Source organism: Acidovorax sp. M14, assembly GCF_049331375.1.
Taxonomy (GTDB): Bacteria; Pseudomonadota; Gammaproteobacteria; order Burkholderiales; family Burkholderiaceae_C; genus Acidovorax.
Map to the genome: position 1 here is coordinate 1,110,121 of NZ_CP186263.1, position 14,506 is coordinate 1,124,626.

A 14,506-nucleotide genomic window follows, 5' to 3' on the forward strand; every position below is an offset into this window, starting at 1 on the left:
CTGCGGCGCCGGAAGTTTTGTCATGGCCATGCGTTCCCACTATTGCGGTCTTGTGACCGAAGCCCTGTTGGGCCAAACCGTTACCCTGTCGGGCTGGGTGAACCGCCGCCGTGACCATGGTGGCGTGATCTTTATCGACCTGCGTGACCGCGAAGGCTACGTGCAGGTGGTGTGCGACCCCGACCGCGCCGAGATGTTCAAGATCGCCGAAGACGTGCGCAACGAGTTCTGCGTGCAGGTCAAGGGTGTGGTGCGTGCTCGCCCCGCCGGCACCACCAACGACAAGCTCAAGACCGGCCAGATCGAAGTGCTGTGCCATGAGCTGAACGTGCTCAACCCTTCGGTTACGCCTCCGTTCCAGATCGACGAGGACAACCTGTCCGAAACCACGCGCCTCACGCACCGCGTGCTGGACCTGCGCCGCCCGTACATGCAGAACAACCTGATGCTGCGCTACAAGGTGGCCATGGAGGTGCGCAAGTTCCTCGATGCCAACGGCTTCATCGACATCGAAACCCCCATGCTCACCAAGAGCACGCCCGAAGGCGCGCGCGACTACCTCGTGCCCAGCCGCGTGCATGACGGCCAGTTCTTCGCGCTGCCCCAGTCGCCCCAGCTGTTCAAGCAGCTGCTGATGGTGGCGGGCTTCGACCGTTATTACCAGATCACCAAGTGCTTCCGCGACGAAGACCTGCGCGCTGACCGCCAGCCTGAATTCACCCAGATCGATATCGAAACATCGTTCATGGAAGAGCAGGACATCCGCGACATGTTCCAGGGCATGATCAAGACGGTGTTCCAGAACACGCTGGGCGTGGACCTGGGCGAGTTCCCCGTCATGACCTACCAGGACGCTGCGCGCCTGTATGGCTCCGACAAGCCCGACCTGCGTGTGAAGCTCGAATTCACCGAGCTGACCGACGTGATGAAGGACGTGGACTTCAAGGTGTTCTCGGGTGCCGCCAACATGAAGAACGGCCGCGTCGTGGCCCTGCGCATTCCCGGCGGCTCCAAGGAAAACGGCGGCATCAGCCGCGGCGAGATCGACGCCTACACCGAGTTCGTCAAGATCTACGGCGCCAAGGGCCTGGCCTACATCCGCGTGAACGAGCTGGCCAAGGGCCGTGACGGCCTGCAGTCGCCCATCGTGAAGAACATCCACGACACCGCCCTGCAAGCGGTGCTGGAGCGCACCGGTGCACAAGACGGCGACCTGATCTTCTTCGGCGCCGACAAGGAAAAGATCGTCAACGACGCCATTGGCGCGCTGCGCATCAAGATCGGCCACAGCGAGTTCGGCAAGAAGAACGGCCTGTTTGAAGACCGCTGGGCGCCGCTGTGGGTGGTGGACTTCCCGATGTTCGAGTACGACGAGGAAAACCAGCGCTGGAACTCGGTGCACCACCCCTTCACCAGCCCCAAGGACGGCCACGAAGACTGGATGGTCACCGCGCCCGAGAAGTGCATCTCCAAGGGCTACGACATGGTGCTCAACGGCTGGGAAATGGGTGGCGGCTCCGTCCGTATCCACCGCGCCGATGTGCAGCAGAAGGTGTTCGACGCCCTCAACATCACGCCCGAAGAAGCCCAGCTCAAGTTCGGCTTCCTGCTGGACGCGCTGCAGTACGGCGCGCCCCCGCACGGTGGCCTGGCCTTTGGCCTGGACCGCATCGTGACGCTGATGACCGGTGCCGAGTCGATCCGCGACGTGATCGCCTTTCCCAAGACCCAGCGCGCCCAGTGTCTGCTCACGCAGGCACCCAGCCCTGTGGACGAAAAGCAGCTGCGCGAGCTGCACATCCGCCTGCGCAACCCCGACGCGGTCAAGACTGCGGCCTGATTTCGGACGCATCACGTCCTTCGCGTATGCAGCCATGCATCGCACAACAAGCGGCTCGGGCCTGGTGCCCGGGCCGCTTTTTTCATGCGCGGCGCATCAAGGCACTGACCGCCGGGCACGGACTGAAAGAGGTACCTCCATGCGTTTGTTGACACGCTCCCATTGGCTGCTGGCAGCGGCCGCCTGCATCGCCCTGGCCGGATGTGGCGAGAAGAAGACCGAACTGGGGCAGGGCGGCTCGGTGGTCACGGGATCGGCCGGACCGCAGGGCGCGCAGAACGCGGCCCGCGAACTGGTGCGTTGTGATGCGCCCGTGGCCACCCTGGCGCTGGCCGAGAACCCCAACGGCTACATCATGGGTTCGGGCTACCAGCTGCCTTCGTCACCGGTGCCGCTGGTCAAGCTGCTGGCTCAGCAGAGCGGGTGCTTCCGGGTGGTGGACCGGGCGGCCGGCCTGAAGGGGACGATTCAGGAGCAGGAACTGAAGGACGCAGGTGTGCTGCGCAAGAACAACTCCACCGTGGCCAAGGGCAAGGGCTACGAGGCGCAGTACACGCTCACGCCCAGCCTCACGTTCAGCGAGCAGGATGCGGGCCGGGGCCTGGCCGGGGTGATCGCCATGATCCCGGTGCTGCGCGACATCGCAGGCCTGGCCGGGCTGGTGGAGCAGGTCAAGTTCAAGGAAGCGCAGACGGCCTTGCTGCTGTCCGACAACGAAACCACCGAGCAGGTGGCAGCGGCCACCGGCTCCGCACGCACCACCGACCTCGGGGTGGGCGGCCTGGTGTTCGGCAAGCTGGGCGGCGCTGCAGGCGCTGGCTGGAGCAACACCAACGAGGGCAAGGTCATCGCCGCGGCGTTTCTGGACGCGCACAACCAGCTGGTGGTGCAGGCGCGCGCGTTGCAGGCCAAGGAGCTGCCCCCGCCCGTGCCCACCACCACGGCAGCCCAGCGCCCCAAGGGCGGTTGAAGGCAAAGGGCGCCGAGCCATGGCAACCGCCGGGCCGCAGCGGCCGTACAAGCTTCCGGAGTCGGTGCTGGTTGTGATCCACACGCCTGCGCTGGACGTGCTGCTGATCCGCCGCACCGGGGGCGATGGGCATTGGCAGTCGGTCACCGGTAGCAAGGACACGCTGGACGAGCCCTTTGCCGAGACGGCCCGCCGTGAAGTTGCCGAAGAAACCGGCATAGACACCCAGGCACCGGGTTGCCTGCTGACCGACTGGGCGCTGGAGAACGTGTACGACATCTGGCCCCAATGGCTGCACCGTTATGCCCCTGGCGTGGTGCGCAACCGCGAGCGCGTGTTTGGTCTGCGTGTACCCCCCGGGACACCCGTGGTGCTGAGCCCGCGCGAGCACGATGCCTATGAATGGCTGCCCTGGCAGCAGGCAGCAGACCGGTGTTTTTCTGCCTCCAATGCCGAGGCTTGCCTGTTGCTGCCCCGGTTCGTGAGCCCCTGAAAATCCGGCGAGCCACTGGCCGCTGGCCAGTTGTCGAGGACGGCCTCGGGCCAGGCGCCGTTGTCTCAAGGAGAGTCTGGCGGCCGCAGGCGCAGGGCTGCCGCAGGGTCGTCGGCCTCGTCAGTGGGTGCTGGGTTCAGTGCCAGGCTGTCTTGCGGAGGCGGTGGGATGCGTGCCGGTGCGTTGTCGCCGCTGCTGCGCACCCGCAGTGCCACGCCGCCGGGGTGTCGCTCGCTGTCTTGTCCCAGGATGGCCCTTGCCGGGGCCGTACCCATGCGGGTGCGCAGTGCGTCGATGGCTGCCTGCAGCGGCTCGGGCGCGGCCATGCGCGCGCTGTGGCGCAGCAGCACTTGCTGGGCCATATCGAGCAGTTTGGAGTTGAGGGTGCGCTCAGCCTCGGCCAGCAGGTTTTGCACAGCCCCGCCCGGGTCGCCACCCAGGCTCTGCGCCATCGCGACTTCGGCCGTCTTGTTGACCCGTTGCAGGCAGTCGCGCACCAGCTCGCTGTAGGGCTCATGCAGGTTGCAGGCATTGGCCATCAGCTCGGTCAGACCCCGTGTGTTGGCATAGCGCATGCCCAGGGCGCGCACCCAGCTGTCGCCCTCGGGCAGTTCAATGGATGTGACAGCCAACACGGCCAGCAGGCTGCCCAGGTTGCAGGCGGCTTCAAAGTCAAAGGTGCTGGACGTGATCTCGCGGGCCATGCCACGCACCGATTCGACTGCTTGCGAGAACTGCCGCTGCTGGATGAGCTGCAGCGCACGCGCCACCTCGGCAAACCGACGGATGCGTGCGCTGCTGTGATGGCGCTCCAGGATGCGGGCAAAGTCGGCCATGCAACGCTCAATGCCCTTGCGGTCGTTTTCGGCGTAATAGGCAAACGTCAGCAGCACCAGCGACTGGTAGTCGAACAGCTTGGAATCAATGCCCAGCACCGTGGCGCGCGCCAGCACCTTGGTGGCGGTGGCGCGGTCGCCCATGTAATACGACATCATCCCCAGCTTCTGCAGCCGCACGACCGAGTCGGGCGTGAGGGTGCTGGCCGTTCGGTAGGTCTCGATGGCCTGCGCAAAGTTGCCCATCTCCACCTGCGCGCGGCCCAGCACGTCGTAGGCGTCGGCAAACGAGGCGTCCTCGCCAATCAGCTCCTGCAAGGTGGTGATGGCGCGCGCGGCATGTCCTGATTCGATCTGCGCACGGGCCACGCCGAGCTTGGCCCAGGGGAGGGCACGCGCGGCGATCACGGCCTCGAACAGGGTGCGCGCCTCGTCGTGCCGGCCCAGGCGCAGCAGCAGCTCGGACCCAATGCGGGCGGCGTAGAGCCAGTAGGGTTTGCGGGCCTCGAAACGCTCCACGCACAGCGCAGCGGCCTGCTCGAAGTCCTCGGCCTCGATGGCGTCGAAAATGGGTTTGAGATGGATCTTGCGCAGGCGCGCCAGGCTCAGGCGCTCGAACAGCGCGCTGGGCGTGAAGGGCTTGAGCAGGTAGCCGTCCAGGGCCGACTCGGCAGCCTCGGCCACGGCGGCATACGACGCCTCGGCCGTGACCATGAAGAACACCGTGGAAAACGGCAGCAGCTGCGCGCGCCGCAGGTCGTCCAGCAGGGTCTGGCCCGAGTAGTTGGACTCACCAAAAAACTGGTCGCACAACACGTAGTCGAACACCGTGTGCTCCAGCCGGGCGCGCGCATCCTGCACACGGGAGCATTGCACGATGCGGGTCACGCCGTATTCGCGCAACTGTCCCACCAGGATGCTGCGCGATGTGGCATTGCTGTCCACGATCAGCGCCTGTGTCTGTGGGGCGGGATTGGGGCCGCTCTCGGTAGCCATGGGGGTCGGGGCCGTCCCTGCGTGCTCAAAATGTTGGAGCCCCCAGTGTAAGCCGCTGCAGCACCCGGCCTGCGTCGGGCAAACCCCTTGCTACCACGGCTTGCGACACAATCTCCAGTCCTAGGAGCGGCAATTGACCGCTTGCCGTTTTCAAGGGCGCCTCATGGATACTGACTCTCGCTGCTTCGTTGACGTTCGCTTGTCGAGTGGGCACGCTACGCATTCGCCAGCACCGCGCTGGGAGCGCCATGCGGCGTTGCTCCTCCTTGCGGGCATGAGCCCGCCGCGTCCTCGCGCCTTGCCTATCGCACCCATCGCGGCGCTGGCGAGCGCGTTCAACTACCCCTCCTAGGACCATGCAACACGACGACATCCTGCGCGTAGCCACCTACAACATCCACAAGGGGGTGCAAGGCATCGGGCCCGCGCGGCGGCTGGAGATTCACAACCTGGGTCTGGCGGTGGAGCAGCTCGATGCCGACATCGTCTGCCTGCAGGAGGTGCGCAAGCTGCACCGGCGCGAGGCGGCGTATTTCCAGCGCTGGCCTGAGCTGCCGCAGGCCGAGTTTCTGGCGCCGGAAGGCTACGAGGCGGTGTACCGCACCAACGCCATCACCAAACACGGCGAACATGGCAATGCGCTGCTGACCCGCTGGCCGGTGATCGGGCACCAGCACGAAGACATCTCGGACCACCGCTTCGAGCAGCGCGGCCTGCTGCATGTAGAGGTGGATGTGCAGGGCCGCAATGTGCACGTGATCGTGGTGCACCTTGGCCTCATCCCGGGCAGCCGCATCCGCCAGATCGAGCGCCTGCAGGCCTTCATCGAGCGCGAGGTGCCGCCCGGCACGCCGCTGGTCGTGGCGGGCGATTTCAATGACTGGGGGCAATTGCTCAAGCGCATGCTGGCGGGCTTTGGCCTGTATGAATGGGATGCGCCCCGCACTTTCACCTACCCCGCACGCCTGCCCTTGGCGCAGCTGGACCATGTGTACGCGCGCGGGCTCACGCCGCTGTCGCTGCAGGTGCCCCGTGGCCGTATCTGGTGGCGCATGTCGGACCATCTGCCCTTGATTGCGGAGTTCCGGCTGTGAGGCACCGCCATGGTGTGCGCGGTGGGGTGACCGGATGAGGCGCAAGCCCTTTGCACAGGCTCCGGGCACCGGGCCCGCCGACGACCACCAGGTGCGCCTGCTGCAAGGTGCCGAGGAGTTCTTCCCGGCGCTCATCGAGGCCATGGATGCTGCCATGGCGGACATCCAGTTCGAGACCTATATCTTTGACTTCACCGGCGCCGGAGCCTCGGTGGCCCAGGCACTGATGCGCGCTGCAGCGCGCGGCGTGCGCACCCATCTGGTGGTCGATGGCGTGGGCACCGGTGCCCTGCCCAAGGCCTGGGCCGAGCAGTTGCAGGCCGCCGGCGTGCTGTGCAGCGTGTATTCGCCGCTGGGGCCGCTGGGGCTGCTGCTGCCGCACCGCTGGCGGCGCCTGCACCGCAAGCTGTGCGTGGTGGATGGGCGGGTGCTGTTCTGCGGCGGCATCAACGTGCTGGATGACTTTCACGACCCTAATCACGGCACGCTGGATGCGCCCCGTTTTGACTTTGCGGTGCGGGCCACCGGCAGCCTGGTGGCCTCGGCCAGCGACACCATGGACCAGCTCTGGTGGCGCATGCAGGCCGTGCGCGACGCGCGCCAGCGCCGCCTGCCGGAGGCCCTGCGGGCCCTGCGCGCGGCCAGCGCCGCACGGCACGCGGAGCAGGGCGGCGACCCCGATGCTGGCCCCCCCGTGCGCGCCACCCTGGTGCTGCGCGACAACGTGCGCAACCGCAGCCGCATCGAGAAGGCATACCGCAAGGCCATCGGCGCGGCGCGGCACGAGGTCATCATCGCCAACGCCTACTTCATGCCCGGCGGCAAGCTGCGCCGCGCGCTGGTGATGGCCGCGCGCCGGGGCGTTCGCGTGCGGCTGCTGCTGCAGGGGCGGTACGAATACTTCATGCAGTACCACGCGGCCCGCCCGGTGTATGGCGCGCTGCTGGAGGCCGGGGTCGAGATCTACGAGTACGCCCCCAGCTTTCTGCATGCCAAGGTGGCTGTCATCGACGCGCAGGGCGACCGGCCCTGGGCCACGGTGGGTTCGTCCAACCTTGACCCGCTCTCGCTGCTGCTGGCGCGCGAGGCCAATGTGGTGGTGGAAGACGCCGCCTTTGCCATCGACCTGCGCCAGCGCCTGGTGCACGCCATGCAGCACGCGGGCCGCCGCATGGACCCTGCGCGCTATGCCGGCCGCCCGCTGCGCCAGCGGGTGCTGGACCGCGTGGCGTTTGGTCTCATGCGCCTGGCGCTGTGGGTGACGGGCAAGCGGTACTGAGGGCATCTTTGTCGAGTGCGCTACTTTATTGATAGCTGCTCAGGCATATTGCACTAGCGCTTGCTGCCTAAAACCCTTGTAATCGATCAAACTGTGTTCGCTGGTACGATGCCACCCATGTCCAGCCAACCTGCCGCCGATATGACGCCCATCCCACCGGACGAAGGCACGCCCGTTTCCGTCAAGATCCGAGAACGCCTTGCCGCCGCGCGCAAGCGCTTTCACGCCAACGACAACATTGCCGAATTCATCGAGCCCGGCGAGCTGGAGAAGCTGCTCGACGAGGTTGAGGTCAAGATGCAAGGCGTGCTCGACAGCCTGGTGATCAACACCGAAGGCGACCACAACACCAACAACACCGCGCGCCGCGTGGCCAAGATGTACCTCAATGAGGTGTTCCGTGGCCGCTACGTAGCGCAGCCGCCCATCACCGAATTCCCGAACGCCGAGCACCTCAACGAGCTGATGATCGTGGGCCCGCTCACCGTGCGCAGTGCCTGCAGCCACCACTTCTGCCCCGTCATCGGCAAGATCTGGATCGGCGTGATGCCCAACGAGCACACCAACGTGATCGGCCTGTCCAAATACGCGCGCCTGGTGGACTGGATCATGGGCCGCCCCCAGATCCAGGAAGAAGCCGTGGTGCAGCTGGCCGACCTGATCATGGAAAAGACCCAGCCCGACGGCCTCGCCATCGTCATGGAAGCCAGCCACTTCTGCATGTCCTGGCGCGGCGTGCGCGACAACGACAGCCGCATGATCAACTCGGTCATGCGTGGCGTGTTCCTCAAGGACAGCGCCCTGCGCCGTGAATTTTTGTCCCTCATTCCTGGAAAGAACTGACCATGCTGGTACGCCTGCTTTACGCCAGTCGCGCGGTCGATACCTCGCCCGCCGCCATCGAAGCCATCCTGACGCAGTCGCGCCAGCACAACCCGGGCTCCGGCATCACCGGCGTGCTGTGCTACGGCGGTGGCGTGTTCCTGCAAGCCATCGAGGGCGGCCGCTCTGCGGTGAGCGAGCTGTATGGCCACATCCAGAAGGACTCGCGCCACAAGGACGTGGTGCTGTTGCACTACGAAGAGATCGCCGAGCGCCGTTTTGGCGGCTGGACCATGGGCCAGGTCAACCTGTCCAAGATCAACCACTCCATCCTGCTGAAATACTCCGAGAAGCCTGAGCTGGACCCGTACTCCGTGTCGGGCAAGGTGTCGTTTGCGCTGCTCGAAGAGTTGATGGCCACCGCCTCCATCATCGGAAGAGCCTGAAAAGCGGGGCGCTTGGCTACTGCGCGGCCTGATCCCGGGCCTGCGGTACTCGCCGCACGGGAGTGCGGCTGCGTTCCTCCACCCAGGCTGAGGCCGCTCGCTACGCCAATCACCCCACTTTTCGTCGTTGTACTGAACTCGTCATTGCAGCCGCAGCCCACAGGGGCTGCGGCTTTTTGCATTCAAGCCCTCTCTCTTTCTGACCTGTGACCTTCACCGCTTTCGCGCTCATCATCCTCGCCGGCCTCATCCATGCGTGCTGGAACATCGTGGCCAAGAAGGCCGGGGGGGACTCGCGGTTTGCGTTCTTCACCTCGGTGATCATGATGGTGGTCTGGGCGCCGCTGGGCTGGTATCTGGGGCGCGACGCGGTGCCGCTGTGGGGTGCGGTGGAATGGAGCTTCGTGGTCGCCAGCGGGCTGCTGCATGTGGCGTACTTCGTCATCCTGCTGCGCGGCTACCGCGTGGCGGACCTCACCGTGGTCTACCCGCTGGCGCGGGGCTCGGGGCCGCTCTTGTCGTCGCTGGTGGCCATCACGCTGCTGGGTGAGCAGATCTCGGCGCTGGGCGCCCTGGGCATTGTGGGCGTGGTCGGTGGCGTCTTTTTGATCGCGGGCGGCCCGGGCCTGCTGCGCGCCGCGCATGACCCTGCCGCACGGGCACGGGTGCACAAGGGGATGGCCTACGGGGTTCTGACGGGGGCTTTCATTGCCAGCTACACGGTGGTTGATGGCTACGCGGTCAAGTTCCTGCTCATGTCGCCCATCTTGGTGGACTACATGGGCAACTTTGTGCGCGTGGGTCTGCTGGCGCCCGTGGTGCTGCGCGACCTGCCCACGGCCCGCACGCTGTGGCTGGCCCAGTGGCGTTTTGCGCTGGCCGTGGCGGTGGTGAGCCCCGTGGCCTATGTGCTGGTGCTTTACGCCATGCAGCAGGCGCCCCTGTCGCACGTGGCCCCGGCGCGCGAGGTGTCCATGCTGTTTGCGGCGCTGATTGGCGGGCACCTGCTGGGCGAGGGTGACCGTGTGGCGCGCATCTGTGGCGCGCTGTGCATTGCGGCCGGTGTCACGGCGTTGGCACTGGGATGACGGCCATGGCCCCCGCACCCCTACTGCTGGGCTGCGACTTCTCCAGCAGCCCCACGCGGCGCAAACCCATCGTGCTGGCGCTGGGCCAGCGCCAGGGCGCGCGCGTGGTGCTCACCGCGCTGCAGCCGTTCGACACCCTGGCTGCGTTCGGCCAGTGGCTGGCGCAGCCCGGCGACTGGGTGGGCGGCTTTGATCTGCCCTTTGGCCTGCCGCGCGAACTGGTGCAGGCGCTGGGCTGGCCCACCGACTGGCACGCCTGCATCAAGCACTACCACAGCCTCAGCCGCGAGCAGATCCGCGCGCAGTTTGCGGCGTTCTGCGACGCCCGCCCCGTGGGCGGCAAGTTTGCCCACCGTGCCACCGACGGGCCCGCAGGCTCCAGCCCGTCGATGAAATGGGTGAACCCGCCCGTGGCCTACATGCTGCACGCGGGCCTGCCGCTGCTGCTGGACGCGGGCGTGCACCTGCCCGGCCTGCACGCTGGCGACCCCCGCCGCGTGGCGCTGGAGGCGTATCCCGGCCTGCTCGCGCGCGAGGTGCTGCAACGCCGCAGCTACAAAAGCGACGACCGCGCCAAGCAAACGCCCGACCGCCTCATCGCCCGCAAAGACCTGGTCAACGCGCTGGAGCTGGGCCAGACCCGCCTGGGCCTGCGCCTCAAGCTCAGCCACGCCCAGCGCGACGCGCTGGTGCAAGACGCCAGCGGCGACAGCCTGGACGCCGTGCTGTGCCTGCTGCAAGCCGCCTGGGCGGAGCAGCGCCATGCCGAGGGCGACGCGCTCTATGGCCTGCCGCCGGGGCTCGACCCGCTGGAAGGCTGGATCGTCACGGCTGACAAGCCCTGAGCCCTGACTGACGATCCCGCCGCTTTTCCGGGCATCGGCCCGCCGCAGGCTGCGTAGCATGGGCGGGACACGTTGGATGCTTTGTTTGTCCATGCCTATCGCCCCCCGCCTTTCGTGCGTGCTGTGCGCGCTGTTCGCGCTGGTGTTGCTGACCCCGCTGCTGCTGCAGGCCGCCCCCGCGCCCTGGTACTACTGGCGCAGCCTGGTCGACGGCCAGCGTGTATGCGCGCAAACCTCGCCCGGCGCGGGCTGGGAGCAGGACAGCGCCGCCTACGAAGGCCCTGGCTGCCAGCCGCGCCGCAAGGTGCTCATCGTGCCCATGCGGTGACAGGCCGCACGGTGGACGGTGGATTGCGGTTGTTATAAAAAACATAGCTATCAGCGCTTATTGCATAAGCGCTAGCAGCCAAAAATGCTTGCAATCATGTGCATGCATTCGATAATGGCACGCATGACCGAACTCATCCTGATCCGCCACGGCGAGACCGACTGGAACCGCGAACTGCGCTTCCAGGGCCACGTGGATGTGCCCCTCAACGCCACCGGCCACGAACAGGCCCGCCGCTTGGCCGAGCGCCTGGCCGCAGAGCGCCCCGTGGTGCATCACCTCATTTGCAGCGACCTCATCCGCACCCAGCAGACCGCCACTCCCAGCCTGCAGGTGCTGTTCCCTCATGCCCGCATCGACACCCTCACCGACAGCGCCCTGCGCGAGCAAAACTTTGGCGTGGTGGACGGCAAGCGCGTGGACGACGTCAAGTTGGAACACGCCGACGCATGGAACCAGTGGCTGCGCTTTGAAGCCGACTACGGCATGCCCGGCGGCGAGACCACCCGCCAGTTCCACACCCGCGTGATGGACGCCGTCTACCGCATCGCCCAGCAGCACAGCGGCCAGACCGTGATGGTGGTCACCCACGGCGGCGTGCTCGACATGATCTGGCGCACTGCACGCGGCACGGGGCTGGACGGCCCGCGCCAGAGCGACATTCCCAACGCGGGTCTCAACCGCGTGCGGGTGAGTGGAGAAGCGGTGGAAGTGCTGGACTGGGCCGATGTGCGGCACCTGGCGGATTTGCCGGAGCAGCCGGTGTACGACCAGACGAAGTTGGTGGTGCGGTGAGTGGCAGTGGCATCTGTTGTTGGCAATGAAATGCCAGCAGCTTGGGCTTGCACCACCTACCCGTGATACGCCGTGCCGGGGTCACGCGATAGAGCAGAGGCAGGTCACTTGCTAGATGGTCAGCCTGAAGGCGGGTGGCGCTATTTGCCGATGCGAATCTTGAATGGCTTGAAGTCGCGGATGACGAGTGCTTTTGACTTTAAGAGGTCAGTCCGTTTGCCATCGATAGCGGCAGTCGCCTTGTTCACCACAATGACGAGATCATCCGAGCAGAGTTCCTCGCTCTCCAGAAACGCGTCAGCATACCGATCGGCAGCAGATTGCCCGAATCGAGGAATCTCCAGAACACCTGACGCCACCCGTTTACTTGCTTTGTTCAAGACGGTCACCGCTACCTGCAGGTTTTTGACTTCTTCCATCCCGCTGTCAAAAGAAAACACAGCAGAGCATTGACCTTGACCAGCCCACACCGTGTTGGAATGCCAGAAGTCAATGGCATGCGCTTGTGCTGCGAGGCCTGAAAGGATGATCAATATCGCTGGTGCAAATCGCTTCATTTGAGATTCCTGTGTCATGAAAATGTCGGTGGCTTCTGTGGAGGACCGCTCGGCTGTCTTGGTGCTGAGTCCGCTATGTCGCCGACGGTAGCCCTAACACGCTGTTTATCGCCCTGATCTGCCTTGCCAACCGCACCGACTCCGGCTGCCCATTCACCATCGGCTGCACTACGTTCTGCACCGCCGCCCACTGCCCGTTGCGCTGCAGCGCATCCAGCCAGATCTGGTGGAACAGATCCCGCTGCGCGTGGCTGCCGCCAATCTCTACCAGCCGGGGCAGGGCCACGCCCAGCTTCTCCACCGCCGTGGCCCAGTCGCCCTGCGCATGCGCCAGCAGGCCGTGGGCGGCAGGCACGCACACCTGCTGCCACACGGTGCGTTCATGCGCCTCGGTGCGGGAGGCAGCGTGGGCTGCGATGTTGTTTTGCAGCGTGCGCGCGGCCTCCATGCGGCCTGCGCGGGCCAGGCCGTAGAGGTATTGCAGGTCCAGGAAGGGCAGCACGTGGTCGGCCAGGCGCAGTGCCAGGTGGTCGGCCACGTCGGTCCAGCGGTCGCCCACCTCTACGCCCGCCAGCTCCAGCCGGGCGAGCAGTGATACGGCGTTGATCTGGTCTTGCGTGTATTCCTTGACCACGCCCCAGACCTGTTGGTCGTAGAGTGCCAGCACCTCGGCGTGCCGGTCTTGTTCCAGAAGGAACAGCGCCTGGTGCCACCAGTTGTGCGTGACCATGAAGGAGTTCAGGCCCGTCCAGGTGTCGTTCACGCTGGCCATGAAGTCGGTGCCTTCCCGGATGCGGCCCTGGGTCAGCATGACGTGGGCCAGCGCGTGATGGGCCCAGGGCTCTTTGCGGCACAGGCCGATGGCGTGGCGGGCGGCGCTTTCGGCCTCTGGCAGGCGGTGGCATTGCTCCCAGCCAAAGGCCAGCATGCCGTGCAGGTAGGGCACCTCGGCCGCTGCGGGCAGGGCCTGGAGCGCCAGGCGCAGCATGCCGGGCGAGTCGCCGCGGTTGAACAGATGGTACTGGCCGAGCTTGAGGGAGGCGAGGTCGCGCGGGTGCAGGCGGGCTTGCTCCTCGTGCAGTGCAATGGCGCGGGGCAGGTCGCCATCCACCCAGGCGGCGATGGCGGCCACAAAACGTTGTTCGCGCTCGCTGGCCTCTGCGGCACGGGCCAGGGCCTGGTCGATGAAGGGGCGGGCGTTGCGCGGGGCATCGGCCGACTCGGCAAACATGTGCAGCGCGGCGCAACTGGCCTGAACGATGGGGCTGGTGTCGGCCGCCGCGTTCAGCACGTTCACCGCGCGGGCTTCGCAGGCGATGAAGCCTTCTACAAAGTCATTCAGCGCCGTCGCGCTGGTGGCGTCGTGCAGCGTGATGGGGTTGCCCAGGCTGTCGGTCATGCGGGTGTGCGTGGAGGATGGCATGGGGCATTGTTGGGTCGCTGGGCTCAGCCGCCGTTGATCAAGGTCAGGTAGGCGTTGCGGGTTTCGGCGGACACCGATGCCACGAGTTGTTCGTGCGGCGTCTGGTGCCGCGCCAGCATGCGGGCGCTGGCCACGGTTTTGGACTTGCAGTACCAGTGGCAGGTGTGCTGCATCAGAAACAGCTCGGCTGTCATCATGTAGGCGCGGTCCTTGGGTGACAGGTGGCTGGTGTTCTGCACCACATGGGCAATGCCGCGCGCGTGGATGGCCAGGGCTCGGCGCACGTCAAAGGTCATGGCGGGCAGCAGCTTGTCGGCAAACGGTATCGGCACGGAGAGCCGGCTGACGCGCGCGTGGGCTTCGTCCACCTTGGCAAAGTCGGCGGCAAAGCGGCTGAACTGCTCGCTCAACTGCGATTCGGTGGTGCTCAGCAGGCTCCAGATCTGGCTGCGGCGCTCGTCGGTGCTTTCACCCAGGGCGCGCAGGTAGCCGTCGGTCAGCGCCTCCATCAGCTTTTCGATCTGGTAGTTGGCCAGGTGTTTGCCCAGCAGTGCAATGCGCTTGCGCTGCTCTTTGGCGTTGAGCATGAAGGTGCCGGTGGCGATGAGGATCGCCAGGATGATGATATCCATGCGGTGTGGGGTGGTGGTTGGTAGGGCGGGGGGCTCCAGCGGTGGTGTCAGCGTCAGAGCGT

General features: G+C 66.1%; 15 protein-coding genes. 11 read left to right on the forward strand and 4 right to left on the reverse strand.

Features of this window, described 5'->3' with window-relative positions:
• The first annotated feature begins 22 nt into the window (after positions 1-22).
• The 3 genes from aspS (at position 23) to nudB (ending at position 3,303) form a co-directional block, all read left to right on the forward strand.
• Entirely contained in the window at positions 23-1,840 is a 1,818-nt protein-coding gene (gene aspS, locus ACOYR4_RS05190) for an aspartate--tRNA ligase (protein ID WP_060986755.1), read from the forward strand.
• 139 nt (positions 1,841-1,979) lie between these two features.
• The gene (locus ACOYR4_RS05195; RefSeq protein WP_060986754.1) at positions 1,980-2,810 is read left to right on the forward strand and encodes a CsgG/HfaB family protein; all 831 of its coding nucleotides are present in this window, start codon (positions 1,980-1,982) and stop codon (positions 2,808-2,810) included.
• 19 nt (positions 2,811-2,829) lie between these two features.
• The gene (gene nudB / locus ACOYR4_RS05200; protein ID WP_422848848.1) at positions 2,830-3,303 is read left to right on the forward strand and encodes a dihydroneopterin triphosphate diphosphatase; all 474 of its coding nucleotides are present in this window, start codon (positions 2,830-2,832) and stop codon (positions 3,301-3,303) included.
• 65 nt (positions 3,304-3,368) lie between these two features.
• On the opposite strand, the gene ACOYR4_RS05205 is transcribed toward nudB, so the two are convergent.
• Positions 3,369-5,135 (reverse strand): response regulator, encoded by a 1,767-nt coding sequence (locus ACOYR4_RS05205; protein WP_422848849.1) that lies wholly within the window; start codon positions 5,133-5,135, stop codon positions 3,369-3,371.
• 356 nt (positions 5,136-5,491) lie between these two features.
• Between ACOYR4_RS05205 and ACOYR4_RS05210 the strand changes: the two genes are divergently transcribed.
• From ACOYR4_RS05210 to ACOYR4_RS05245, 8 genes are all read left to right on the forward strand, one after another.
• On the forward strand, positions 5,492-6,229 hold the full coding sequence (locus ACOYR4_RS05210) for an endonuclease/exonuclease/phosphatase family protein (protein ID WP_015012752.1): 738 nt from the start codon (positions 5,492-5,494) through the stop codon (positions 6,227-6,229).
• 34 nt (positions 6,230-6,263) lie between these two features.
• The gene (gene clsB / locus ACOYR4_RS05215) at positions 6,264-7,508 is read left to right on the forward strand and encodes a cardiolipin synthase ClsB (RefSeq protein ID WP_422848850.1); all 1,245 of its coding nucleotides are present in this window, start codon (positions 6,264-6,266) and stop codon (positions 7,506-7,508) included.
• 117 nt (positions 7,509-7,625) lie between these two features.
• On the forward strand, positions 7,626-8,351 hold the full coding sequence (folE, locus tag ACOYR4_RS05220; RefSeq protein ID WP_015012754.1) for a GTP cyclohydrolase I: 726 nt from the start codon (positions 7,626-7,628) through the stop codon (positions 8,349-8,351).
• 2 nt (positions 8,352-8,353) lie between these two features.
• On the forward strand, positions 8,354-8,776 hold the full coding sequence (locus ACOYR4_RS05225; RefSeq protein ID WP_060986749.1) for a BLUF domain-containing protein: 423 nt from the start codon (positions 8,354-8,356) through the stop codon (positions 8,774-8,776).
• 206 nt (positions 8,777-8,982) lie between these two features.
• Positions 8,983-9,864, forward strand: a complete 882-nt coding sequence (locus ACOYR4_RS05230; protein WP_422848851.1) for an EamA family transporter — start codon at positions 8,983-8,985, stop codon at positions 9,862-9,864.
• Positions 9,861-10,709 carry a DUF429 domain-containing protein gene (locus tag ACOYR4_RS05235; RefSeq protein ID WP_422848852.1) on the forward strand — a complete coding sequence of 283 codons (849 nt, stop codon included), beginning with the start codon at positions 9,861-9,863 and terminating at the stop codon, positions 10,707-10,709. The genes ACOYR4_RS05230 and ACOYR4_RS05235 overlap by 4 nt, the downstream gene beginning before the upstream one ends.
• Before the next feature lie 91 nt (positions 10,710-10,800).
• Positions 10,801-11,037, forward strand: a complete 237-nt coding sequence (locus tag ACOYR4_RS05240) for a hypothetical protein (RefSeq protein WP_422848853.1) — start codon at positions 10,801-10,803, stop codon at positions 11,035-11,037.
• A gap of 123 nt (positions 11,038-11,160) precedes the next feature.
• Positions 11,161-11,832, forward strand: coding sequence for a histidine phosphatase family protein (locus ACOYR4_RS05245; protein WP_422848854.1), 672 nt, complete (start codon positions 11,161-11,163; stop codon positions 11,830-11,832).
• Positions 11,833-11,972: 140 nt separating this feature from the next.
• On the opposite strand, the gene ACOYR4_RS05250 is transcribed toward ACOYR4_RS05245, so the two are convergent.
• From ACOYR4_RS05250 to ACOYR4_RS05260, 3 genes are all read right to left on the reverse strand, one after another.
• Positions 11,973-12,389: an IrmA family protein gene (locus tag ACOYR4_RS05250; RefSeq protein WP_422848855.1), complete on the reverse strand. Its 417-nt coding sequence runs from the start codon at positions 12,387-12,389 to the stop codon at positions 11,973-11,975.
• A 73-nt stretch (positions 12,390-12,462) separates the two neighbouring features.
• Positions 12,463-13,812, reverse strand: coding sequence for a tetratricopeptide repeat protein (locus tag ACOYR4_RS05255; RefSeq protein WP_422848856.1), 1,350 nt, complete (start codon positions 13,810-13,812; stop codon positions 12,463-12,465).
• A 23-nt stretch (positions 13,813-13,835) separates the two neighbouring features.
• A complete protein-coding gene (locus tag ACOYR4_RS05260) occupies positions 13,836-14,444 on the reverse strand; it encodes a hypothetical protein (protein WP_015012762.1) in 609 nt (202 codons plus the stop codon).
• Positions 14,445-14,506: the final 62 nt, after the last annotated feature.

What these genes read in the sequence shown, in the direction of transcription:
- aspS (WP_060986755.1), top strand. Translation starts at nt 23, where the DNA reads ATGGCCATGCGTTCCCACTATTGCGGTCTTGTGACCGAAGCCCTGTTG.
- ACOYR4_RS05195 (WP_060986754.1), top strand. Translation starts at nt 1,980, where the DNA reads ATGCGTTTGTTGACACGCTCCCATTGGCTGCTGGCAGCGGCCGCCTGC.
- nudB (WP_422848848.1), top strand. Translation starts at nt 2,830, where the DNA reads ATGGCAACCGCCGGGCCGCAGCGGCCGTACAAGCTTCCGGAGTCGGTG.
- ACOYR4_RS05205 (WP_422848849.1), bottom strand. Translation starts at nt 5,135, where the DNA reads ATGGCTACCGAGAGCGGCCCCAATCCCGCCCCACAGACACAGGCGCTG.
- ACOYR4_RS05210 (WP_015012752.1), top strand. Translation starts at nt 5,492, where the DNA reads ATGCAACACGACGACATCCTGCGCGTAGCCACCTACAACATCCACAAG.
- clsB (WP_422848850.1), top strand. Translation starts at nt 6,264, where the DNA reads ATGAGGCGCAAGCCCTTTGCACAGGCTCCGGGCACCGGGCCCGCCGAC.
- folE (WP_015012754.1), top strand. Translation starts at nt 7,626, where the DNA reads ATGTCCAGCCAACCTGCCGCCGATATGACGCCCATCCCACCGGACGAA.
- ACOYR4_RS05225 (WP_060986749.1), top strand. Translation starts at nt 8,354, where the DNA reads ATGCTGGTACGCCTGCTTTACGCCAGTCGCGCGGTCGATACCTCGCCC.
- ACOYR4_RS05235 (WP_422848852.1), top strand. Translation starts at nt 9,861, where the DNA reads ATGACGGCCATGGCCCCCGCACCCCTACTGCTGGGCTGCGACTTCTCC.
- ACOYR4_RS05240 (WP_422848853.1), top strand. Translation starts at nt 10,801, where the DNA reads ATGCCTATCGCCCCCCGCCTTTCGTGCGTGCTGTGCGCGCTGTTCGCG.
- ACOYR4_RS05245 (WP_422848854.1), top strand. Translation starts at nt 11,161, where the DNA reads ATGACCGAACTCATCCTGATCCGCCACGGCGAGACCGACTGGAACCGC.
- ACOYR4_RS05250 (WP_422848855.1), bottom strand. Translation starts at nt 12,389, where the DNA reads ATGAAGCGATTTGCACCAGCGATATTGATCATCCTTTCAGGCCTCGCA.
- ACOYR4_RS05255 (WP_422848856.1), bottom strand. Translation starts at nt 13,812, where the DNA reads ATGCCATCCTCCACGCACACCCGCATGACCGACAGCCTGGGCAACCCC.
- ACOYR4_RS05260 (WP_015012762.1), bottom strand. Translation starts at nt 14,444, where the DNA reads ATGGATATCATCATCCTGGCGATCCTCATCGCCACCGGCACCTTCATG.